Below are 22945 nucleotides of genomic sequence, written 5' to 3'. Positions count from 1 at the left end.
GACCGACGAGCCCTGTGCGAGCCAGGGCGTGGTCTTGCGGGCCTCGGTCAGCATCTTGTCGAGCTGCGCCGGGCCGCAGGTCAGCTTGTCTTCGGGATGCGCCCGGTTGTGCGCGTGGACGGCCTGGGATCTGGCGACGCATTCATTCCAGATCCACCGGCAGCGGTCCCACTCGCTGTTGAGCAGTTTCTCGGCGGTGGACGATACGCGCAGGCGGTAGGTGTACCGGGCGTGCCCGGTGTCCTGGCTCGTCTGCGTGCTCACGGCGGCCACTGTAGTGGTGTGGTGCGACAGTGGCCGCCGGTCCGCCTGGCGACGGATCGGCTGTTCTTGTCCCGCTACGCGGGAGCCCGGATTCCTCCCCAGCCTGAAGGCCTGGGCATCCTCCGGAGGATCTGGTGACGGCGTCGCCGGCGGGAGCCACCCCCTCCCGCCGGCGACGCACGATCAGTGCGGCCCGCCGTGGGCCAGGTGCGACGAGTGGTCGACGACTCCCGGCTTGCCGCCGGGCGGCACCACCACGAACTGGCCCATCATCCCGGCGTCCTCGTGGAAGAGCACATGGCAGTGGAACATGTACGGGGTGTTCGGGTCCGCGAAGTCGCTGAACCTCATGATCAGCTCGAAGTCGACGTCGCCCGGCAGGTAGATCGTGTCCTTCCAGCCGGACAACTGCGGTGGCGGCGGGGCCCCGTCCCGGGTGAGCACCTGGAACTGCACGTCGTGAACGTGCAGGCTGTGCGGCTCGCCGTCGTTGTTGACGACCTTCCAGATCTCCACGCTGTCGCGCTCGGGCGCGAAGTCGATCCGGGTCATCTCCATCTGCTTGCTGTTGATCGAGTGCCCGCTGAGCCGGAACGGCCGCTGCTGTACGGCGTCCGCACGGGCCAGCCGCGGGACCTCCACGAGCTTGCTCGGCACGGCCGGGCGCGGTGCCAGCGTGCCCGCCGCGCGCAGCTGCAGCACGTCGAGGGTGTCCGCGCCGCCGGTGAACCGGCCGAACGGACCCGTGCCCAGATCCTGCGGGTAGCTGCGCAGCACCGCACGCTCGCCGGGCTTCATCGTCACCACGATCTCGGCGCGCTCGCCGGGCGACAGCATGATCCGGTCGGTGTCGTACGCCGAGGACAGCAGCCCGCCGTCCGTCCCGACCAGGGCGAACCGGCGATCGTCGGCGAACCCGAAGTCGTAGACCCGGGCGTTGGACCCGTTGAGCAGGCGCAGCCGCACCCGCTCGGTGGTGACGTCGAGGTAGGGCCCGACGGTGCCGTTGACCGCGACGGTGTCGCCGAGCACACCGACCCCGCTCATGAACCCCGGGCTGTCGTCGAGCTTGCCGCCGCTGTCGAACTTCCGGTCCTGCACGATCAGCGGGACGTCGTCGACGCCGTACTCGTGCGGCAGCGCGTCGACCGAGGTCGCCGGATCGTCGACGAGGAACAGCCCGGCCAGGCCCCGGTACACGTGCTTGGCGGTCTCGCCGTGCAGGTGCGGGTGATACCACAGCGTCGCCGCGGGCTGGTCCACCTTCCACGTCGGCGACCAGGCCTTGCCGGGCCCCACCAGCTGGTGCGGGCCGCCGTCGGCCGCCGCGGGCAGGTGCATGCCGTGCCAGTGCACCGTGGTCGTCTGGTCCAGCGCGTTGGTCACGTTGACCTGGACCTGCTCGCCGCGCGCAGCGCGCAGCGTCGGGCCGAGCACGTCGCCGTTGAAACCCCAGGTCGGGGTCTGCCCATGACCGAAGTCATGGGTGCCCGCCTGCGCCTTGAGATCGAACACCCGGCGGCCGGACTCCATCCGCGACGGGGCCAGCGGCGGCACCGCCAGCGGCCGGGTGAAGTCGACCTCGTCGGCCGTCGAGATCACCTGCGAGTTCCACAGCCACACACCGGCTCCGGCGCAGACCGTGCACAGCAGCAGCACCACCACGCCGATGACCGCCAGCACCCTCCTGAGGCGCACCCTGACCAGCTCCCTTCCCCGAGTCCCTGTGAGCGCAGACAGGGTGCCGGGGCGGGGCGGGCCGCGTCGAGCAATCGACGCCGATACCGGGGATCAGCCAGGGTCATCCCTGGCCTTGTGTTCGAGTTCACCGGGTAAACCCGGACGGGTTCTCCCGTGAGAGCGTTTACCGTCAAACGATGACCGCGACACCCCCCGCCGAAACCGCCACGACCCGCGCACCGTTTCCGATGGCGGGCCTGCTCGTGGTGGCCGCGGGCACCTTCCTGTCGGTGACGACCGAGATGCTGCCGATGGGCCTGCTCAGCTCGATCAGCCGGGACCTCGACGTGTCCGAGCCCACCGTGGGCCTGCTCGTCACCGGGTACGCCCTGATGGTGGCGCTGTTCGCCGCGCCGCTGGGGCGGCTGACCGCCCGCTTCCCGCGCCGCGGGCTGCTGGTCGGCGCGCTCGTCGCCTACGCGGCCAGCAACGTGATCATGGCGTTGAGCACGGTGTACCCCGTCGCGGCCGCCGCCCGGCTGCTCGGCGGCCTCACCCACGGCGCGTTCTGGGCCATGGTCGCCGGGTACGTCGCCCGCATGGTCACCCCCGACCGGGTCGGCCGCGCGGTGACCCTGGTGTTCACCGGCGGCACCGTGGCGATCCTGCTCGGCGTGCCCGCCGGCACCGCGCTCGGCGTCGCCGTCGGCTGGCGGGCCACGTTCGCCGTGCTCGCCGGGATCGCCCTGCTGCTGGCCGCGATCGGCTGGCGACTGCTGCCCGACTACCCCGGCGAGCTCTCGGGCCAGGGGATGAGCCTGCTGCGGGTGCTGCGCACCCCGTCGGTGGCCGTCGTCGTGGTCACCACCGCGGTCACGATGCTGGGCTACTTCGGCTTCTACACCTACATCTCGCCGTTCCTGCAGTCCACGGGCCTGAGCGAGGCGGCGCTGAGCCCCGCCCTGCTCGGCTACGGCGCGGCCGGGGCGGTCGGGCTGCTCGCCGCCGGGCTGCTGGTCGACAAGCGTCCCCGGTTCGCGATGCTGGCGGGCACCGTCACGCTGACCGCCGCGCTGATCGTGCTGAGCGTGTCCGGCCACTCCCCCGCGCTGGCGGTGGCCGCGGCCGCCGTCGCCGGCATGGCGCTCAACGCGCTGGCCACCCTGGTGCAGGCGGCGATCCTGCGGGCCGCACCGGCGGGCGCCGCGGACACCGCCGCGGCACTGAACGCCTCCGCGTTCAACGTCGGCATCGGCGGTGGCGCGCTGGTCGGCGGGCTGGTGCTCGCCGGCTGGGGTCCCGGTGCGCTGCCGCTGGTCGCCGCGCTGCTCACCTGCGCCGGGGTATGCGGTGTGGCGTACGGGCGGCGGGAGGGCTTCCCGGCCACGGTTCCCTCGTCGGCGGGCTGACCGGGCGGCGACGCCACCGTGGCCCCCTGCGCGCCCGCACGGCGCGGTGCAGGCAGAATGTTCCACCGTGACGACGTCCATTGCACAGCGCATCGCCGAGGAGCTCGGCGTACGGCAGAACCAGGTGAACGCGGCGGTCGAACTGCTGGACGGCGGATCGACCGTCCCGTTCATCGCCCGGTATCGCAAGGAGGTCACCGGCGAGCTGGACGACGCCCAGCTGCGCACCCTCGAGGAGCGCCTGCGCTACCTGCGCGAGCTGGAGGAGCGCCGGTCGACGATCCTGGAGTCGATCCGCTCGCAGGGCAAGCTCGACGACGCCCTCGAAGCGCTGATCAACGGCGCGGACTCGAAGGCGCGGCTGGAGGACATCTACCTGCCGTACAAGCCCAAGCGGCGCACCAAGGCGATGATCGCGCGTGAGGCCGGCCTGGAGCCGCTCGCGGACCTGCTGCTCGGCGACCCGTCGCACGACCCGCAGACCGCCGCCGCGGGCTTCGTCGACGCCGGCAAGGGCGTCGCCGACCCCGCCGCCGCGCTGGAGGGCGCCCGCGCGATCCTGGTCGAGCGCTTCGGCGAGAACGCCGACCTGATCGGCGCGCTGCGCGAGCAGATGTGGACCCGCGGGCGCATCGTGTCGAAGATGCGCGACGGCAAGGCCGAGGACGGCGCGAAGTTCTCCGACTACTTCGACTTCTCCGAGCCGTACGCGAAGCTGCCCAGCCACCGCATCCTGGCCATGTTCCGGGGCGAGAAGGAGGAGGTGCTCGACCTGGTCATGGAGCCGGACGAGCCCGCCGCCGAGGGCGCGCCCGCCGGGCCGAGCATCTTCGAGCAGCGCATCGCCGCCGCGTTCGGCATCAGCGACCGCGGCCGCCCCGCCGACAAGTGGCTGGGCGACACCGTGCGCTGGGCCTGGCGCACCCGCATCCTGGTGCACCTGGGCCTGGACCTGCGCACCCGGCTGTGGGCCGCCGCCGAGGAGGAGGCCGTCCGGGTCTTCGCGATGAACCTGCGCGACCTGCTGCTGGCCGCCCCGGCCGGCACCCGCGCCACGATGGGCCTGGACCCCGGCTACCGCACCGGCGTGAAGGTCGCCGTCGTCGACGCCACCGGCAAGGTCGTCGCCCACGACACCATCTACCCGCACGTGCCGCACAACCGCTGGAACGAGTCCCTGGCCACGCTCGCCAAGCTCGCCCAGGCGCACCACGTCGAGCTGATCGCGATCGGCAACGGCACCGCGTCGCGCGAGACCGACAAGCTCGCCGCGGACCTGATCAAGCTCGCGCCGCAGCTGAACCTCACGAAGATCGTCGTCTCCGAGGCGGGCGCGTCGGTGTACTCGGCGTCGGCGTACGCCTCGCAGGAGCTGCCCAGCCTCGACGTGTCGATCCGCGGCGCGGTCTCCATCGCGCGCCGCCTGCAGGACCCGCTCGCCGAGCTGGTGAAGATCGACCCGAAGTCCATCGGCGTCGGGCAGTACCAGCACGACCTGTCCGAGGTGAAGCTGTCGCGCTCGCTGGACGCGGTGGTCGAGGACTGCGTGAACGGCGTCGGCGTCGACGTGAACACCGCGTCCGCGCCGCTGCTGTCCCGGGTCTCCGGCATCAGCACCGGCCTGGCCGAGAACATCGTGCTGCACCGCGACGCCAACGGCCCGTTCCGCTCGCGTACCGCGCTCAAGGAGGTGGCGCGGCTGGGCCCGAAGGCGTTCGAGCAGTGCGCCGGCTTCCTGCGCATCCCCAACGGCGACAACCCGCTCGACGCGTCCAGCGTGCACCCCGAGGCCTACCCGGTGGTGCAGCGCATCCTGAAGAACAACGGCATCGAGATGCCCAAGCTGATCGGCAACGGCTCGCTGCTGCGCACCCTGAAGCCGGCCGAGTACGCCGACGACACCTTCGGCCTGCCGACCGTCACCGACATCATCAAGGAGCTGGAGAAGCCCGGCCGCGACCCGCGTCCCGCCTTCAAGACGGCGTCCTTCAAGGACGGCGTCGAGAAGATCGGCGACCTGCAGCCCGGCATGCTGCTGGAGGGCGTCGTCACCAACGTCGCCGCGTTCGGCGCGTTCGTCGACATCGGTGTGCACCAGGACGGCCTGGTCCACGTGTCGGCGATGTCGCGGACCTTCGTCAGCGACCCGCGCGAGGTGGTCAAGTCCGGTGACGTGGTCAAGGTCAAGGTGCTCGACGTCGACATCCCGCGCAAGCGCATCTCGCTGACCCTGCGCCTGGAGGACGAGGCGGCTCCCGCCGGTTCCGCGCGCCAGGGCGGCGGTGGCGGCGACCGTGGCCAGCGTGGCGGCGGCGGTCAGCGCGGCGGCGGCACCGGTGGCGGTCAGCGTGGTGGACAGGGCGGCCAGGGTGGCCAGCGCGGCGGGCAGCCGCGCCAGCAGCGCAGCGAGCCGGTCGGCAACAGCGCCATGGCCGACGCCCTCCGCCGCGCCGGCCTCGACAAGCTGCGCTGACCCGACTCGGTTTACATCGACGTTGGCCTATCTCATCGACATTCGAGCACGATTTTTCGATGAGATAGGCCAACGTCGTTTCCTGCGGCGCGCGTCGTGGCCGGCGAAGGTGTCCTGTGCGCGGCTTACATCTTTTTTGATGTGCTCACATCAAAAAAGATGTAAGCGCTCGGACTCGTGTGTTCGCTCGCGCCCCGATGACCGTCCACGAGGACGGTCAGGCCGGCGAACGCCCCTTGAGCCGGCGGTGGCTGAGCACGACGAGGGCCACCCCACCGGTGATCGGCACCAGGCTGCCGACCCCGAACACGATGTCGTCGCCCTTGCCGTCCTCGATGCCGGCGAGCCGCACCTGCCGCAGCCGCACCTCGGCCTCCCCCGCCGACTCGGCCAGCAACCGCTCGGCGGACGCCTGCTCCGCGACGAGCTGCGTGTACCCGTACACCGCCGCCGCCCCGATGAACAGCCCGAACCCGGCCAGCACCACTCCCACCGCGTACCAGAGTCTCCACATGGCGTCCGCCCTCCTGCCCGTGCCGATGATCGACGAACGTATGGCCGGACCCGCCCACGCGAACCCGCCATTTCACGTATCAGCAGGCCATGAGGCGGCACCGGTCCCCGGTGCGGGCCGGTGCGGGAGCGGGCTACCCCGCCCGCCCGGACGAGGCCGCCACCCGCCCCGTTTGTCGGTTTGCCGATACCTCAGCCGCCTCGATCACCTCGTTGAACGGTCGAGTCTGGTCTATCGAGGAGGGTCTGCGTGCGCGGACGGGCGAGCAGGGCGGGGCTGGCGGCGCTGGTGGGCGTGGCCGCCGCGTGCGGCGGGGTGATCGCGGGCGGGTCGCCCGCGTGGGCCGGTCACCAGGTCACGGCGACGTACGCCGCCACCGGCGGTGAGCAGGTCTGGACCGTTCCCGCGGGCGTGACGAGCGTGCACGTCGTCGTGGTCGGCGCACGTGGCGGGGGCGGCGACGGCAGCGGCGAGGACGGCCGCCCCGGTGCGCGGGTCGAGGCCGACCTGGCGATCCCGGCGGGCGTCACCCGCCTGTGGGTGGAGGTCGGCGAGCCCGGCGGTGACGGCGGCGACGGCGCGTTCCCGGGCTTCGGCGGCGGCGGTGAGGGCGGTGCGGGTGCGCCGTTCAACGGCGGCGCGGGCGGTGGCGCCTCGGACATCCGCACCTGCTCGCTGGGCAGCCCGTGCGACTCGGCGGCGTCGCGGCTGGTCGTCGCCGGTGGCGGGGGCGGCGGAGGCGGCGGCTGCTTCGCCGCGAGCTGTGCCCCGTCCGGGGACGGCGGCGACGGCACCGCGACCGGGGCGGGCAGCGGCGGGCTGCCGTTCGGGCCACTCGGACTGGTCGGCTTTCCCGGCGGGTACGCCGTGGGCGGGGTGGGCGCGCTCGCGCCCGGCACCAGCGGCGGAGGCGGCGGCGGTGGGGGCGGCGGCTGGTACGGCGGGGGCGGCGGCTCGTCCGGCGGCGCTCCTCCGGTGCCGCTGATCGCCGGGTTCGACGGCGGCAACGGCGGCTCGGGCGCGAGCCACACCACGGCGGGCGCGAGCAACGTCAGCATCACGGAGACCGCCGACGACGCCTCGATCACCATCTCCTACCAGGTGCGCGACACGACGTTGAGCTATCTCGGCGCGACCTCGGGCCCGGTCGGCGCACCGGCGAACCTGCGCGCCCGGCTCACGTACACCGGCGGGGCACCGATTCCGGGTGCGACGGTCCAGTTCACGCTGGCCGGCACGCCCGGCTGCGACGCCGTCACCGACGCGGCCGGCGAGGCGGCCTGCGCGGTCACCCCGCAGGCTCCCGCGGGCGCCCGCACGCTGACCGCCTCGTACGCCGGGGACAACACCCGGCACGCGTCGAGCGTGTCCACGTCGTACGAGGTCAAGCGCAAGCCGACCACGTTGACCTGGACCGGCGACGTCACCGGCGACTACCACGACCCGGTGACCCTGGCGGCGAAGCTGACCCTGACCGACACCGGCGCGGCGCTGCCGGGTGAGCCGGTCACCCTGGCCCTGAACGCGGCCGAGTCCTGCGACGCCGTCACCGGCGGCGACGGGGTCGCGAGCTGCACGGTCGTGCCGCAGGAGACGCCCGGCCCGTATCCGGCGACAGCTGATTACGCCGGGGACGAGGTGCACCTGCCCAGCACGGCGACCGCGGCCTTCACCGTCACCCAGGAGCAGACGCGGCTCGCGTACACGGGAGATCCGAACGTCGCCAACGACGAGCCCGCACGGCTGGCCGCCCGCCTGACCGAAGGCTCGGCGCCGCCGCTGCCCGGTGACGGCGCTCCCGTCGCGGGCGCCCCGGTGACGTTGACCCTGGGCAGCGGCCCGGCGGCGCAGTCGTGCAGCGCGCACACCGACGACACCGGCACCGCGGCCTGCGTGATCGCCGACGTGGCGCAGCCGCTGGACGCCGACGGCAGGCTGCCCGCGTCGGCCGCGTACCCCGGCAGCGCGTTCTACGAACCCGGCCGGGCCGGCACGACGGTGGGCCTGCAGCACGAGACCGGCCGGGCGTACGGCCTCTCCGGCAGGCTGAAGGTCCTGGTCGGCTCCGCGACGCCGCCCCCGGCACCGGACACCGGCGCGGTGCGCACCGCCGACCCGTCGACCACCGGCACGCCCTGCACGGCGACGGTGAACGTGCTGGTCCTGCGAGCCGCGGCGCTGTGCGCGAACGTCACCACCCGCACCGCCCCGGGCGGCTCGACCGCCACCGCGACGGTCGCCTCGGTCGACCTGGGCCTGCCAGGCCTGCCCGCGATCGCGCTGCGTGACGTGCGCACCACGTCCGTCACGGACTGTGCCGGGTCCACCGGCGCGGTCACGGTCGGGCAGCTGCTCGTCGGCGGCGTCCCGGTCGCCGTGACCACCGGTCCGAACAGCACCGTCGCGATCCCGGGCGTGCCCGGCGCGAAGATCGTGTTCAACGAGCAGCTGCCCGTCGACGGCGGGCTCACGGTCAACGGGGTGCACATCGTCGTTCCGCCGACGCTGGGCGTCAGCGCCGACCTCGTGCTCGCCTCGGCGACCAGCGACATCCACCACTGCCGCTGACCGGCGGCGGGGCGGCCAGGCCACCACGGCCCGGCCGCCCACCATCCCGACCGTGCGGCGTTCCGGCTACATGCAGACCCGCCACTGCCCGTCCTCCTTGAGCAGCGGAACGCCCAGCGTGTACGCCGAGCCGCCGTCCGCCCGGGTCAGCTTCAACGTGACGACGCCGCTCACGGTCGAGTTGTGCTGCTCCACGCTCACCCCGGTCACCGAGTAGTCGCTGACCCGCGGCCGGGCGGTCTGCTCCGCGACGAACCGCTGCTCGGTGGTCAGCTCCCGGGTGCGACGGCAGAGCTGCGCGTACGCGCCCGCGTAGTCACCGGCGACCAGATCGTCGGCGTACGCCGTGGCGGCCTCCCTCGCGGGCGCGGTCGCCGCGTCGATGCCCCGGTACGCGAAGTAGCCGGCGACGACCGCGCCGCCGCAGCAGAGCACGAGGACGATCGCGACGATGATGAGGATCTTGCGAAGCGGGCTCTTCGGCTTCGGCGGGCCGGGTGGCAGAGACGTCATGGCGATCACTGTGCGCGACGGCCGCAAGTCCCCGCTGGCGCCTCAGCCGGTGGCCGCCAGCTCGGCGACCTCCCGCTCCGGCAGCGGCTCCCGCCGGCCGGCACGCCACGCGGGCAGGTAGAGCGGGGCCGCCGCGGCGAGCACCACCGCGCCGACGTACATCGCCGTGCTGATGCTCGTGGCCGCGGCCAGGGCGGTGAGCGCGACGCCGCCGATCGCCCCGGCGGGCTGCCCCATCATCGAGTTCAGCGAGATCACGCTGGTCCGGTAGGGACCCTCGACCTGGCGGTGCAGCAGCCCGGTGTGCAGCGGGTTCGACGCCCCGTGCACGGCGTAGCAGGCCAGGAACGCGACCAGCACGCCGACCGGCCCGGCGAACAGGCCCATGCCCACCACCGTCAGGCCCTGCAGGATCCGCAGCAGCGCCGCCCCGGGCGCGGCCCCGGGCCAGCGCAGCAGCAGCGGGGTCAGCGCGGCCCCGGCGGCCGAGACGAGCCAGGCCGCCGAGCTGGCCGGGCCGAGCAGCGCGGCGGCCCGATCGGCGTCGCCGACGACCTCGGCGAGCCGCACCGGCAGCAGCGATTCGAAGGTGACCATGCCGAAGCCCCAGAACAGCTCGACCGCCACCAGCGCGAGCAGCACCCGCGAGCGGCGCAGCAGGCCGAACGCCTGCCCGATCATCCGGGGCGCCTCGCGTACCGAGGCCCGCAGTGCACCGGAGCCGCGCGCCGGACGCACCTCGACCAGCAGCCGCAGCAGGACGACCAGTGCGACGACCTGCAGCGCCGTGGCGGCCAGCACCGGCACGGTGAGCGCGCTGAACGGGCCGAGCGGGCCCAGCGCGACCAGGCCGCCGCTGAGCAGCGCCCCGGCCGAGATCGCGACGCCGATGACGGTGCCCGCGTACCCGAGGCCGCGCTCGTAGTCCGCCTCCGGGTCGGCGGCGAGGGTGGCGTCGACATACCAGGACTCCAGCGGGCCGCTGTCCAGCGCCCGGTGGATGCCTTGCAGCGCCCAGACGGCGAAGAACAGCTCGACCGAGTCGGCCGCCACGAACAGCGCCAGCGACACCAGATTCACCACCCACGCGGTCACCAGCACGGGTTTGCGCCCGAGCGCGTCGGCCAGCCCGCCGGTGGGCAGCTCCAGCGCGAGCACCAGGATGCCCTGTGCGGTGAAGACCAGCCCCATCTGCGGCAGGGTCAGCCCGCGCTCCTGCATCAGCAGGATCATCACCGGGATCAGCAGCCCGGTGGGCAGCCAGCGCAGGCCGTGCAGCAGCAGGAACCGGCGGCGTACCTGCTTGACCGTCAGCGCGCTCACCGCAGTTCCTCCGCCCGCGGGAAGGTCGCCAGGAACAGGTGGACCTGTGCGGCGCCCTCCTCCTCGACGTACGCGGGGTCCTGCCGGTACTTCACAATCAGCTCCCAGATCTCGTCGTTGAGGGCACGCAGCCGCGACGGGGCGAGGGTCAGCATGGCGTCGCTGATCGTCGCGGCCTCCCGCCACTCCTGCGGGGCGGTCTGCTGCGCCGCGAGCCAGCGTTCGGCCTGCTCGCCCAGGAGCTTCAGCTGCTGGTGCTCGATCCATTCGGCGGCGGCCCGGGCGTCGGGGTCGTCGTCGAAGTCGGTCGGCCGCCAGGTGCTGGCGTCATGGGCGGCCCGCCAGAAGCGCTGGCGGGCGGTGCCCAGGGCGGCCTCCTCGACGACGAGGCCGACGTCGGCGAGCTGGCGCAGGTGGTAGCTGGTCGCGCCGGTGTTGGTCTCCAGCAGCCGGGCGAGGGTGGTGGCGGTGGCCGGACCGTCGACCCGCAGCAGACCCAGCAGGCGGGCCCGCAGGGGGTGGGCCATGGTGCGGATCTGCAGGGCGTTCAGGTGCACGACGGTGTGTGGCACGGTCTTCGGCTCGTCGTCCATGGATACACAATATCTGTGCACACTAGTTATGCACAAGAGTTGTGCATAACTAGTGTGCACAGCGAGCCCGATGCGGGCTCAAGCGTTAAGAAGGGCACCTTCCTCTACGCATAGCGATGGGAAGGTGCCCTTCCTTCAAACAAGTCAGGGGCGGGCGGCGAGGCGGGCGGCGCCTTGTTCGCCGGGGCCGGCCAGGGCGGTGGGGGTGCCGGGGAGGCGGGCGGTTAGTCGGCGGATCAGGGCGTCGCGGACGGGGGCCGAGGTGGTCAGGACGCTGCCGGCCAGGACGACGGGGCCGGTGGTGTGGACCTCGGCGAGGGTGTCGGCAAGGTGGGCGGCGGCGCGTTCGGCGAGCGCGAGGGCCTGCGGGTCGCCGTGTTCGGCGGCGACGCTGACCAGCGGGGCGAGCCGGGAGAGATGGCGCGGCGGCTCGGCGTGCAGCGCGCCGATCAGGTCGTCGGCGGCCTGGCGGGAGGGGGCGGCGGGAACCGTGCCGAGCACGGTCTCGGCGACGCTGCGGGTCAGCACGCCCGCCGGGACACGGGTGTACAGCTCACGCGCGGTCAACGCGGCCGCCTCGCGGCCCAGCCAGAAGCCGGAGCCGAGGTCGCCGAGCAGCCAGCCGATCCCGTCGGCGGTGGTGGTCATCAGCCCGTCCTCGATCCGGGCGGCGATCGCCCCGGTCCCGGAGATGAGCACGGTGCCGCACGGTTCGAGCGTCCCGGCCGCGTACGCCACCTCGACGTCGCCGACCGGCCGCACCGGCACCGTCAGCCCGAGCGCGGCGAACGCGTCCGAGAACGCGGCGGCCACCACCGGATCGGTGAACCGGCCGGTCCCGGCGATGCCCATCACGGCCGAGCGCACCTCGCGCGGGTCCAGTCCGGACAGGGCCGCCCGCACGGCGGCGGCGACCGAGGTCACGGCGTCGGCGAGCGGCACGGACACCGGGTTGCCGGCGCCCGCGCGGCCGAAGCCGGCGCGGGCGCCGTCGAGCGTGGTGATCAGCGCCCGCGACGACGTGCCGCCGACGTCGAGGCCGAGGACGAGTGTCACGGGCGCTGATCCTTTCACTTCAGAGCGAACCTGGACAGTGCCGCTTGCTGCTGCGTCAGCAGCGGCCCAGGTCCTCCCACTGCTGGGTCCAGCCGGGCTCGCTGCCCTGCGTCCACCAGCGGGCCCGCCACAGGTGCACACCGTCGCCGGACTTCGGGCCGCCGGGGTTGCCGTTGGCGCTGCGCTCCCACTTGACCTGGTTGCCGGTCGTGTAGACGCCGCTGATGTTCCACAGCGGCGCGTTGACGCAGCCCGTGCCGCCGGTCGGCGGGGCCGACGGGGACGGCGACGTGCTCGGCGGGGCCGACGGCGAGGACGACGGCGGCGTGCTCGGGCCGGTGCTCGGCGACGCGGTCGGGCAGGTGCCGCCCGCGCCGACGCTGTCGGTGTGGCTGACGCCCTGCGCCCGGTACGACGCGACGCGGGCGTTGGCCTGCGCCGGGGTGAGCACCTCGTTCTGCGTGTACAGCAGGTAGTCGACCTGCTGGCGGTACGTGGCCATGCCGCCGGTGTGCGCGGCCGAGTCGATGAACCACAGGTTGAAGTTGATCGACATGTTCGTCTCGGGGTAGTAGATGCCGCTGTGATCGGCGACCAACGTCCCGTCGATGTAGTACTTCACGTGCCCGGCCGAGACCGTGAACACCAGGTCGTGCCAGCCCGCGTAGGACTGCCGCTGCTCACCGTGGGCGTTGACGGCCTCCCACGGGTCGGGGCGGTAGGTCTCCCAGGTGGTCTCGTACATGATGTTCGACGGCTCGCCCCAGCCGCCGTTGGGCAGGTACTCGAAGTCGATCTCGCCGTAGTTCGGGTCCATCGGGGCGGCCAGCGGGGTGATGGTGAAGAACGTCTCCACCAGGTGGTCGCCGTCGTTGCCGGAGACCGGCGCGTCGGTGAACTTGACCCGCGAGGCGTACGTGCCCTCGAAGAACTTCTGCTGGTGCAGGAACTCCGCCTGGCTGGTGCCGCCGGCCGTGCCGTCGGTGGACGCCTGCAGCTGCAGGGACTTCGCGCCGTCCACGGTCGGGAACGAGACGTTGGACGCCGGCCAGGACGCGCCCGGGATGCCGGGGCCGCCGGAGTTGGTGCGCACCGACCAGCCGCGCTGGTTGATCAGCGGGTCGGCCGGGCCGCTGTAGCTGAAGTCGTCGAACAGGGCGTTGCACACGGCCGCCGAGGCGACCGCGGTGGTCCCCGCGGTCAGCGCGACGAGCGTTCCGGCCGCCAGGGCCGTCACGGTCGCGCCGATGGCGGCGACGAGCGGACGTTTCCGGAGGGGCATTGTTCTCTCCTTTCGGGGTGGCGGACTACGGTGGTGGGCAGCCCCGGCGCGCCGCGTGAGAGGCGGCGCGCCGGGGTCCTTCTGCCCCCGCGGTCCGTGGGAGGTGCCTTCTTGCGGGCACGGTCGAGCACGCCGAAGAGCAGACTCTCCCCGAGTTCGGCGTAGACGCTCGTCCGTGCGGTCTGTGGGTGTTACTTGAGCGCGCCGGAGGTCAGCCCGGCGCGGATCTGCCGCTGGAAGAAGACGTACGCGAGCAGGATCGGCAGGATCGCGATCATCAGGCCCGCGAACAGGCCGCTCCAGTCGCTGCGCGCGCCGCGGCTGACCGCCAGTTCGGCCAGGCCCTGGGCGATCACGTAGCGGTCCGGGTCCGGGTTCAGCACCTTGGGCAGCAGGTACTGGTTCCACAGGCCGAGGAAGTTGAAGATGCCGACGCTGACCATCCCGGGCCGGGCCATCGGCAGCATGACCCGGAAGAACACCCCGGCGTGCGACGCGCCGTCGATGAACGCGGCCTCGGCGACGGCGCCGGGCAGCGAGCGGAAGAAGCCGTGCAGGAAGAACACGGTGAACGGCAGGGCGTACGCGGCGTACACGAGGATCAGCCCGTGGTACGTGCCGAGCATGCCGAGGTTGTTGACCACGAAGAACAGCGGGACCAGGGCCAGGAACACCGGGAACAGCATGCCCGCGACCAGCGTGTAGTACAGGAACCGGTTGCCCGGAAACTCGTAGCGGGCCAGGCAGTACGCGGTGAGCGCGCCGAGCAGCATGGTCAGCGCCAGCGAGCCGCCGACCACGATCAGCGTGTTGAGCAGGTACTGCCCGATCGACGCCTGCTCCCAGGCCCGCGACCAGTTGTCCAGGCGCGGGGTGGCCGGCGGCGTCCACGGGCTGTCGAAGATCTCGGCGTCGGTCTTGAACGACGACATCAATGCCCACACCAGCGGCAGCGTCACCACCACGGCCCACAGCGTCAGCGCGGCGTGTTTGGTCCTCATGCCAGCTCCACCCGCTCCCGCCTGGTGACCCGCAGCAGCAGCGCCGCGATGGTCAGCGTCGCGAAGAAGATCGCCACACCCATCGCCGACGCGTACCCGAACTTGCCGAACGTGAAAGCGGCGCGGTACAGCCCCAGGCCCATGACCTCGGTGCTGTTGTCCGGGCCGCCCGGCCCGACCGTCATGATCTGCACCAGGGCGAAGCCGTCCAGCGCCGCGATGCCCAGGTAGATCCAGCCGACCTGCACGCTCTCCCAGATCAGCGGGAGCGTGATGCGCCGGAACACGGTCACCGAGCCCGCCCCGTCGATGGCGGCGGCCTCCATGATGTCGGCGGGCACCGACTCCATCGCGGCCGAGAACAGCACCACGTAGAAACCGACCGCCGACCAGATCATCACGGCCATCACGCACCACAGCGCCAGGTCCGGCTCGGCCAGCCAGGACCTGCGCCAGGAGTCCAGGCCCACCGCCGACAGCGCGCCGTTGAGCAGCCCGCTGTTGGGGGTGTACACGAACTGCCAGAGCACCGCGATGATCGCGACGCTGAGCAGCTGGGGGAAGAAGTACACCACCCGGTACACCCGGGTGCCCTTCGTGGCGGCGGCCAGGGCCAGCGCCACGACGATGACGGCCAGCGGCACGACAAGCAGCATCAGCCCGTTGTGGCGCAGCCCCGCCAGGAACAGCGGGTCATCCAGCAGCTTGACGTAGTTGTCGAACCCGGTGAACTCCGGTGCGCTGTCCACCCCGTTCCAGTTCGTGAACGAGAGCTGGAACGCCTGCAGGTACGGCGACAGCACGAACACGCCGTACAGCGCCAGGGGCACGATCAGCGCCCCCACCAGGAACCGGTACTTGCCGTGCCGCATGGCCGATCACCGCTGGTGCTTGACGATGGAGCTGTCCTTGGCGACCGCGTCGGCGGCCTTCTGCACCCGCCCGGCCCACTGCTGCGGGTTGATCCGCTTGGTGGCCAGCTCGCCGGTGGCGTCGTCGAGCGCCTTGCTCAGCGGCGCGTACCAGGTCCGGAACTTGTAGCTGAACACGTTCGGACCGGCCGCCTTGACCGCCTCGGCGACCGAGCCCAGGCCGCTGCTCAGGTTCAGCCCGTCGGTCGCGCCGGCGACCACCGGCAGCGCCTTGGCGGTCTCGGCGAAGCCGCGGGCCACCTTCTGCGAGAACAGGTGCCGCAGGAACTCCAGGCCGCCGGGCACGTTCTTGGCCTTGGCGGGCACGATGAACGACTCGCTGCTGGCCGCCATGACCGCCCCGTTGGGCAGCTTGTCCGAGCCGGTCAGCGCGGGCACGGTGCCCATCACCATGTCGAACCCGGCCGGGGTGACCGCCTGCTGCTCACCCTCCAGCCACGACCCGCACGGGATGAACGCGACCTGGCCCTTGCACCAGGCGTTCTGCGCCTCGGTGTGGGACAGGCCCTCCGAGCCCGGCATGATGTGCCCGCGTACCGCCAGCTGGTAGATGGCCTCGGCGGCGGCCAGCATCGCCGGGCTCTGCCACGCCCCGGGCTGCAGGTTGTCGATCGACTTCACCAGGTCGAAGCCGCCGGCCTTGGCCGCCAGCGACACCAGCGGGTCGTTGAGGTACTCCGGGTACTTGCCCTGCCAGGTCCACGGGTGCAGACCGGCCTTCTTGATCTCGTCGTTGAGGGTGAGCATCTCGTCCCACGTCTTCGGGAACGTCCACCCGTGCTTGGCGAACAGCGACTTGGAGTACCAGACGCCCCACAGCACCGACGAGTAGTTGAGCACCAGCGGCTTGCCGTCGAAGGTGCCGTCCTCGATCACGCCCGGCATCAGGGTGTCGCGGACCTTCTTGCCCGGGTCGTCCAGGCTCGGCGCGTCCAGCAGCGACGTCAGGTCGGTGAGCTTGCCGGCCGAGACCAGCGTGGCCAGGTCGAGACGGCCCGCACCGCTGTTGTCCACGACGTCCGGCGGGCTGTCGGCGACGAAGCGCGGCTGCAGCACCTCACCGACGCCCTGGATGCCCTTGTGGTCGACGGCGACCTTCGGGAACTTCTGCTTCAGGCTGGTGCCGGCGTCGATCGCGTACTGGTCGCCGTACCCGCCCTTGAAGATCACGACCTCGAGCGCGGCCTCGGCGGATACACCCAGGGGGTTCTCCGCACTGGTGTCGCCCTGCTTGACCTTGTCGCCGTCGTCGCCGCCCGCGGTGGCGCAGGCCGCCAGGCCCGTGCTCGCCGCGACCGCGGCCACGCCGGCCAGCGCGGTGCGTCTTGTAAGGTTCATCGTGTCGCCCTTCATGCACTTCAGGAGGGGTTGATGGGTTAGGCGATACGCCGGATGCGCCCGGCGTATCGCGCTTCCAACTGCTGGTTGTGCTCATAGCCGCCCGCGATGTTCGCGGACAGGTAGATGGGCGGGGTCTGCCCCGCCTCCTGCAGGCGCCGGACCACCTCGGTGACGACCATCTGGGCCAGCACGGCCGCGGTCACCGACGACACCGCGCCGGACTGGTTCTCCAGGATCACGTCGCCGTACGGGGCGCCGTTGTCCAGCACCACGTCGGCGATCTCGCTCAGCCGCCTGCCGGACGGGTGCCGCGGCTCCGAGCGCGCGGTGTGGTCCAGCGACGTCACCGCGATCAGCCCGTGCCCGCGCTCCTTGATCAGCAGTGCCAGCTCGACCACCACCCCGTTGATGCCGGAGTTCGAGGCCAGCACGAACACGTCCGCGGGCTGGATCGGGGCCAGCTCGTAGAGCCGGTGCGCCACCTCGGTGCGCCGCTCCAGCAGCTGGTCCGCCAGCACCTCGACCGGTTCGCCGCCCCACAGCACGATGTCGCGCAGCGCGATGCGGTTGGTCGGCACCAGCCCGCCGGCCCGGCCCGCGATCTCCATCGCCAGGGCCTCGGAGTGGCCGCTGCCGAAGGCCTGCACCACCCCGCCCGCGTTCAGGCTGTCGGTGATCAGGTCCGCGGCCCGCTGCACGTTGCCGGCCTGCTCGGTGCCCACCTTGCCGACCAGCTCGGTGATGGCTTCCAGGTACGTCTGCGCGTTCATCTCGCTCCTTCGTTGTGCTGTCCTGCCCGGTCGCCCCACCGGGACCGGTCCGCCACGCGGCCGCCTGACGTTCTCCCCCGGCTGCCCCGGTCCCCGGCGGCCCGGTCCCGGCGTCGCCCGGCGGCCTGTTCGCACCGGCCACCGGACCTGCCCGGCAGGCGCTGCACGCCCGCCGCCGTCGAGCGTCAATCCGCTGCGCTGCGGGGGACGACCGGCCGCGACAGGTCCACGGCCTCCCGCGCCGCGCGGCGGCGGTGCGAGGTCGGCTCGTCGTGCAGCCGGTGCGCCTGCACCGCCCGCGCCGTCACCTCGAAAGCCTCGGTGGTACGCGCGTACGTCCGCTGCGCCACCGCGACGTAGATCAGGTCGAGGGCGACCAGCTGGCCGTGCAGGGCCGACAGCGCCGCGAGCCGGAACGTGGTCTCGTGCACCGCCGTGGTCAGCACCACGTCCACGGCCTCGGCCAGCGGCGACTTGTCGAACGAGGTCACCGCGACGGTCAGCGCGCCCTGGTCGGCGGCCTCCGCGAGCACCTCGATCACCTCACGGGTGCGCCCGCTGTGCGACAGTCCGATCGCGACGTCACCGGGGCCGAGCAGGGCCGCGTTGGTCAGCGCCTTGTGCGCGTCCTCCCGGTGCCAGCAGGGCACCCGGATGCGCTCCAGCCGGAAGGCCAGCTCACGGGCGGCGGTGCCGCTGCTGCCAAGCCCGAACAGCTCGACCCGGTTGGCCCCGGCGATCGCGTCGGCGACCCGGGCCACCTGGGCCAGGTCGAGCCGGGCCGCGGTCTCCTGGATGGCGCGGGCGTCCGCGCTCGCGATCACGCCCAGCACCCGGTCCATCGGGTCGCCGGGCTCGATCTCCCGGTCGATGTCGGTCTCCCAGCGCGCCTGCGCCTCGCGCCCGCTCTCGGTCGCGATGGCCACCCGCAGCGCGGCGTATCCCTTGAACCCCAGCACCCGGCAGAACCGGGTCACCGTCGCGGTCGACGTGCCCGCCCGCTCGGCGAGGTCCACGATGGAGGCCTGCGCGGCGATGGCCGGGTCTTCCAGGATCTGCTCCGCCACCCGCTGCAACGCGTCGGGCAGGTTGGGCAGCTCCATCCGCATCCGGCCGATCACACCCTGCACAACAATTCCCTTCATTGCGGTCCGTTGATGAAGAAAATTACGACCCACAGTCCACAGTGTCAATCCCGAACAACAAAAATTTTGACGCCCAAACCCGTTACACCCCAGCAATAATTTTGCTCATCCCCTCCACCCGTCCACTCTCGGTCGCAACTCTTAAAGACTTGCGGCCTCAGACCAGGTCGGAGGCCGCAAGTCTTTAAGAGTTGTCGCAGGTGGGGCGGCCCGGCCGCGGGTGGGGTGGGTCGGGCGGGGGTGGGTCAGGTGCGGACGAAGCCGATCATGGCGGAGCCGATGCCGGCCTGGAGGACGGTGGCGGAGACGAGGACGGCGGCGGGCCAGAAGCGTTCGGTGCGGGCGCAGAGCCAGGCCGCGCCGATCTGGAGGTATACCGCCAGGAAGATCCAGAGGCGGACCGTCTCGCCGCGGTTGATGCCCCACAGGTCGAGCACGACCAGGACCGCGATCCCGGACAGGGTCAGCACCGCGGCCGGGTGCGCCGACCGGCGGCGTACCGCGTCCCAGCCGGCGGCCGCGAGCAGCACGCACGACGCGATCCCGGCGGCCAGCGCCAGGTACCACAGGTTGCGGGTGACCCACATGCCGTACGGCCGCCAGCGGGCGTTGAAGTCGTTGGCGTCGGCCAGCACGTACGCGAAGTTGTCGAACAGGTCGTAGCCGAACAGCCCGCGCATGAGCAGGTAGCACGCGGCGAACCCGGCCAGCGCGCACCCGACCAGGCGCAGCGTGTCCCGCCAGGTCAGCTCGCGCTGCCGCAGCGCGACGCCGAGCAGCGCCGCGAACACGACGCCCAGCACGAGCGGCAGCGCCTCGAAGAAGACGGTCAGGTACAGCGCCGCGCCCAGCCCGAGCGCGTACCCGTACCGGCGGGTGGTCAGGAAGCGCACGTGCAGCCACAGCGCGAGCAGGATCGGCACCGGCGAGACGGCGTTGAGCACCGGGACGAAGTACAGCGCGCCGGGCAGGAACAGGCCCAGGACCAGGGTGTACAGCGCGATGCGGCGGTCACCGGTCAGGTCGCGCACGATGAGCCACAGCAGCACGGCGGACAGGTTGGCCAGCGCCAGCACGGCCACGCCCATCGCGGCCGGGCCGAGGCCGAGCGCGTCGAGCAGGAAGTACAGCAGGGTCTTGCCGGGCATGTTGGTGCGCGCGTGCGGCGGCAGCTGCTCGACCAGGCCCATGTAGTCGCCCATGAACTCGCCGATTCCCCAGCGCTGCGACGGGGAGTAGAACGAGTTGGCCCGGTCGCTGGCCACGATGCCGCCGAGCGACGGCAGCGCGTACACCCGCAGCAGCAACTGCAGCGGGATCACCGCGAGGAACCACCCCGCGACCATGGCCGCGTCGAAGCGCGCGGGCAGCCGCCGCGACAGCCACAGCAGCCCGAGCACGGCCGGCGCGACGACGAGCGCGGGCCACACGACGTGCCACTCCCCCGCCGCGCGGTCGTACGGGTACGTCCACCCGGCCAGGCGCGAGCCTGTGGGCAGCCGCCGCAGCAGCATCGCGGCCAGGGCGAGCACGGTCAGGCCCGCTCCGGCGAGCACCGCCCAGGCCACCAGGCGCGGCACGCCCGGGGCCGGCGCGGCCGGGGACGTGGTGCCGGCGGGCCGCTTCTCGACGAGAACCCTGTTCACGTGTCGCCTCTCCTCACCCGTGCGTGGTGTCCGCAGGGGCTAACGAGCCAGCACGCGAACATGGCCCCGACCGAGGTCGGGGCCATGTTTCAGCGGGTATGCGGAGCAGGTCAGGCGGCGGTGGCGCCGGCGGGAGCGACGCTGCTCCCGGGCCGGTTCATCCGCGCGACGGCGGTGTCGGGGTGGTCGCCGGATTCCGGGCGACCTTCGCAGCACGGCCTGCCTGCCGATTGGTCTTGCTGGTTTCCACGTCCACCCTGGCGGTCCGTGCCGGGATGGGGTCTGCGGAGGCCCGCAGGATGAAGGCGGACATCGCCTCGTTTCGGACGGCCGGGGTCACGCCGGCACGACCTGGCTCTCGCTCACGATCGAGAGGATCTCCTCGACCGAGACGTTTGCCCTGCTCGCTACATGTTCGATCGGAACATTGCACGCGATGGCCTCACGGATCGCGGAACGCCACACCTTGTCGGCGTCGTCGGCGCGACCGGCAGATGCCTCGTCCACCAGACACAGCGCCAGATCAGAGTTGACGTACACAGTCGATCTCCTCCTCCATGGGCGCCCGGGGTCTCGGGGCGCCTGGCGGGCCGCCCGGCGCACCGGGCGTCCTCACCTGAACAAGACTCCGCCAAACGGGGGTGCGAAACATCCGCCACCACGCGGAAAGCCCGAACCGGAAGAACCGGATGAACAGTGCTATAAGCCCCGCACCGGACTGGCGAGGTCATCCGATCTGCCAGGCAGGTGGGCGTATCCCGGCTCTTGATTCGCCCGTTCGCCCGGCAACTCGGCTGATCGTGACGGACGGCGGGCACGGCCCGGCCGGGAACAGGCGGCGCAAGGGACGCGAGCGGGCAGGAAAGGCGCGGGTGGGACGGGGACGTCGGGGGTGGCGGTTACGCTCCGGCGCATGGCCGATGATCAGGAACTCGTGCTGGCGCGTGCCCGCGGTGACCGCTGGCTGCCCGAGACCAGGCCGCAGACGGTCGAGGAGGCGGGCCGGTTCGTCGACGACGTCGGCTGCGCGCTGCTCTTCCCCGCCGCGAACACCCTCGCGCCCTCGCTGTACGAGACCGTCGCCGAGGAGGACGCCGTGGCCTGGGCCGACGGCATGGGCGAGGCCGAGTCCACCGTCTGGACCTGGAAGGACGCGCTGCCCGAGGCAGGGCTCGCCTGGTACGGCAGGTTCCTGTTCCGCCGCGCCAGCCTGCTCTCCCCCGACCTGCTGCGCGCGCTCTACACCGGGCCCGGCGACCCCGACGACCACGAGGACCTCGACCTGCCCCGCGAGGCGCACGAGATCGCCCGCGCCCTGCTCACCGGGCCGCTGACCTCGCGCGCGCTGCGCGAGCTGATCGGCGACCGGGCCGCGTACGAGCGCGCCATGACCGAGCTGCAGCGCCGCCTGCTGGTAACGTCCGCGGGCGTGCGCGAGCAGCGCGCCGGCTGGCCGGCCTCCATCGTGGACCTGACCTGCCGCCGTTTCGACGTCGGCGGCGGGCACGACGCCCCCGCGGCCGCGCGGCGTTACCTGGAGACCGCCGTCGAGGCGAGCCCGGGGCAGCTCGCGCGGGCGTACGGCTGGACCGCCGCCGTCGCCCGGTCCCACCTGGACGCCCTGGTCGCCGCCGGACAGGCGCGGCGGCAGGCGAACTCCTACCGCAGCCAAGGAGCACCCGATGTGCCACAGTGACGACAGCCAGGCCCCGCAGGCCCCGAACGCGGGCGCGGTCGCCGGGCACGGCCCGCTCGAACTGCGCGCCGAGGACGGCAACACCCTCGCGGCATACCGGGCGATCCCGCAGACCCCGAACGGCATGAAGATCGTCGTGCTGCCGGACGTGCGCGGCCTGCACCCGTTCTACGTCGGGCTGACCCAACGCCTGGCCGAGGCCGGGTACGAGGCGATCGCGATCGACTACTTCGGCCGCACCGCCGGGGTGTCCCAGCGCGACGAGAGCTTCCCGTTCATGGAGCACATCCCGCAGGTCACGCCCGCGCACGTGCGCGCGGACACGGCGGCGGCGATGGCGGTGCTGTCCGAGTCCGAGCCGGACGCGTCGGTGTACACCATCGGGTTCTGCTTCGGCGGCAGCCACTCGTGGCGGCTGGCCGCCTCGGACCTCGACCTGGCCGGGGTGATCGGCTTCTACGGCAAGCCGGAGCGGGTCGCCGACGTCGTCGACGAGGTGGACAAGCCGATCCTGATGCTGGTCGCGGGCGCGGACTCGACGCCGGTGAGCGAGTTCGAGAAGCTCGCCGCGCAGCTGGAGGAGGCCGGCGTCGGCCCGGAGATGCACGTGTACGAGGGCGCGCCGCACTCGTTCTTCGACCGCTCCTTCGAGCAGTGGGCCGGCGCGTGCACCGACGCCTGGAACCGCATCATCTCCTTCACCACGCGGCACCGCCGCTGACCCGTCGAGCCATCGACG

The 22945-nt window shown here is 72.4% G+C and carries 20 protein-coding genes; 5 read left to right on the top strand and 15 right to left on the bottom strand.

The features are described 5' to 3' along the window. Both Cco03nite_RS22430 and Cco03nite_RS22425 read right to left on the bottom strand, forming a co-directional pair. On the bottom strand, nt 1-264 hold a 264-nt coding region (locus Cco03nite_RS22430), incomplete at its 3' end, for a hypothetical protein (RefSeq protein WP_203694143.1). 183 nt (nt 265-447) lie between these two features. Beyond that, nucleotides 448-1962: a multicopper oxidase family protein gene (locus tag Cco03nite_RS22425; protein WP_239167568.1), complete on the bottom strand. Its 1515-nt coding sequence runs from the start codon at nt 1960-1962 to the stop codon at nt 448-450. 179 nt (nt 1963-2141) lie between these two features. On the opposite strand from Cco03nite_RS22425, the gene Cco03nite_RS22420 reads away from it, so the two are divergent. Together Cco03nite_RS22420 and Cco03nite_RS22415 are read left to right on the top strand one after the other, a co-directional pair. Beyond that, on the top strand, nt 2142-3353 hold the full coding sequence (locus tag Cco03nite_RS22420; protein ID WP_203694142.1) for an MFS transporter: 1212 nt from the start codon (nt 2142-2144) through the stop codon (nt 3351-3353). 67 nt (nt 3354-3420) lie between these two features. Beyond that, on the top strand, nt 3421-5826 hold the full coding sequence (locus Cco03nite_RS22415) for a Tex family protein (protein WP_203694141.1): 2406 nt from the start codon (nt 3421-3423) through the stop codon (nt 5824-5826). 217 nt (nt 5827-6043) lie between these two features. Here the strand turns inward: Cco03nite_RS22415 and Cco03nite_RS22410 are convergent, their stop codons facing one another. Then, the gene (locus Cco03nite_RS22410; RefSeq protein ID WP_203694140.1) at nt 6044-6340 is read right to left on the bottom strand and encodes a hypothetical protein; all 297 of its coding nucleotides are present in this window, start codon (nt 6338-6340) and stop codon (nt 6044-6046) included. A 249-nt stretch (nt 6341-6589) separates the two neighbouring features. On the opposite strand from Cco03nite_RS22410, the gene Cco03nite_RS42920 reads away from it, so the two are divergent. Further along, nucleotides 6590-8908, top strand: coding sequence for an Ig-like domain-containing protein (locus Cco03nite_RS42920; protein ID WP_203694139.1), 2319 nt, complete (start codon nt 6590-6592; stop codon nt 8906-8908). A 66-nt stretch (nt 8909-8974) separates the two neighbouring features. On the opposite strand, the gene Cco03nite_RS22400 is transcribed toward Cco03nite_RS42920, so the two are convergent. The 12 genes from Cco03nite_RS22400 to Cco03nite_RS22345 all read right to left on the bottom strand — a co-directional run bounded on the left by Cco03nite_RS22400 (nt 8975) and on the right by Cco03nite_RS22345 (nt 21050). Continuing rightward, entirely contained in the window at nt 8975-9421 is a 447-nt protein-coding gene (locus Cco03nite_RS22400; RefSeq protein ID WP_203694138.1) for an Rv0361 family membrane protein, read from the bottom strand. Between the two features lie 42 nt (nt 9422-9463). After that, nucleotides 9464-10744 (bottom strand): MFS transporter, encoded by a 1281-nt coding sequence (locus tag Cco03nite_RS22395; protein ID WP_203694137.1) that lies wholly within the window; start codon nt 10742-10744, stop codon nt 9464-9466. Continuing rightward, a complete protein-coding gene (locus tag Cco03nite_RS22390; RefSeq protein WP_203694136.1) occupies nt 10741-11337 on the bottom strand; it encodes a helix-turn-helix domain-containing protein in 597 nt (198 codons plus the stop codon). The genes Cco03nite_RS22395 and Cco03nite_RS22390 overlap by 4 nt, the downstream gene beginning before the upstream one ends. A gap of 144 nt (nt 11338-11481) precedes the next feature. After that, nucleotides 11482-12393, bottom strand: a complete 912-nt coding sequence (locus Cco03nite_RS22385; protein WP_203694135.1) for an N-acetylglucosamine kinase — start codon at nt 12391-12393, stop codon at nt 11482-11484. Between the two features lie 55 nt (nt 12394-12448). Next, nucleotides 12449-13675: a family 16 glycosylhydrolase gene (locus Cco03nite_RS22380; protein WP_203694134.1), complete on the bottom strand. Its 1227-nt coding sequence runs from the start codon at nt 13673-13675 to the stop codon at nt 12449-12451. Between the two features lie 191 nt (nt 13676-13866). Continuing rightward, complete coding sequence (locus tag Cco03nite_RS22375; RefSeq protein WP_203694133.1) at nt 13867-14676, bottom strand: carbohydrate ABC transporter permease; 810 nt, start codon at nt 14674-14676, stop codon at nt 13867-13869. Beyond that, complete coding sequence (locus Cco03nite_RS22370; RefSeq protein WP_203694132.1) at nt 14673-15548, bottom strand: carbohydrate ABC transporter permease; 876 nt, start codon at nt 15546-15548, stop codon at nt 14673-14675. Before Cco03nite_RS22370 ends, Cco03nite_RS22375 begins: the two co-directional genes overlap by 4 nt. Nucleotides 15549-15554: 6 nt before the next feature. Further along, nucleotides 15555-16946 (bottom strand): N-acetylglucosamine/diacetylchitobiose ABC transporter substrate-binding protein, encoded by a 1392-nt coding sequence (ngcE, locus tag Cco03nite_RS22365; protein ID WP_203694131.1) that lies wholly within the window; start codon nt 16944-16946, stop codon nt 15555-15557. A gap of 38 nt (nt 16947-16984) precedes the next feature. Next, complete coding sequence (locus Cco03nite_RS22360) at nt 16985-17719, bottom strand: sugar isomerase domain-containing protein (RefSeq protein ID WP_203694130.1); 735 nt, start codon at nt 17717-17719, stop codon at nt 16985-16987. Between the two features lie 185 nt (nt 17720-17904). Then, on the bottom strand, nt 17905-18864 hold the full coding sequence (locus tag Cco03nite_RS22355; RefSeq protein WP_203694129.1) for a MurR/RpiR family transcriptional regulator: 960 nt from the start codon (nt 18862-18864) through the stop codon (nt 17905-17907). A 245-nt stretch (nt 18865-19109) separates the two neighbouring features. Next, a complete protein-coding gene (locus Cco03nite_RS22350; protein ID WP_203694128.1) occupies nt 19110-20510 on the bottom strand; it encodes a hypothetical protein in 1401 nt (466 codons plus the stop codon). Nucleotides 20511-20846: 336 nt separating this feature from the next. Beyond that, nucleotides 20847-21050 (bottom strand): hypothetical protein, encoded by a 204-nt coding sequence (locus tag Cco03nite_RS22345; RefSeq protein ID WP_203694127.1) that lies wholly within the window; start codon nt 21048-21050, stop codon nt 20847-20849. Between the two features lie 373 nt (nt 21051-21423). Between Cco03nite_RS22345 and Cco03nite_RS22340 the strand changes: the two genes are divergently transcribed. Beyond that, entirely contained in the window at nt 21424-22206 is a 783-nt protein-coding gene (locus tag Cco03nite_RS22340) for an AlkZ-related protein (RefSeq protein ID WP_203694126.1), read from the top strand. Next, nucleotides 22193-22927, top strand: a complete 735-nt coding sequence (locus tag Cco03nite_RS22335; RefSeq protein ID WP_203694125.1) for a dienelactone hydrolase family protein — start codon at nt 22193-22195, stop codon at nt 22925-22927. The genes Cco03nite_RS22340 and Cco03nite_RS22335 overlap by 14 nt, the downstream gene beginning before the upstream one ends. Nucleotides 22928-22945 lie beyond the last annotated feature (18 nt).

This window comes from Catellatospora coxensis (assembly GCF_016862635.1).
Taxonomy (GTDB): Bacteria; Actinomycetota; Actinomycetes; order Mycobacteriales; family Micromonosporaceae; genus Catellatospora; species Catellatospora coxensis.
Note: the sequence above shows the minus strand (reverse complement) of the source record. Positions and strands in the feature narration are given on the sequence as shown.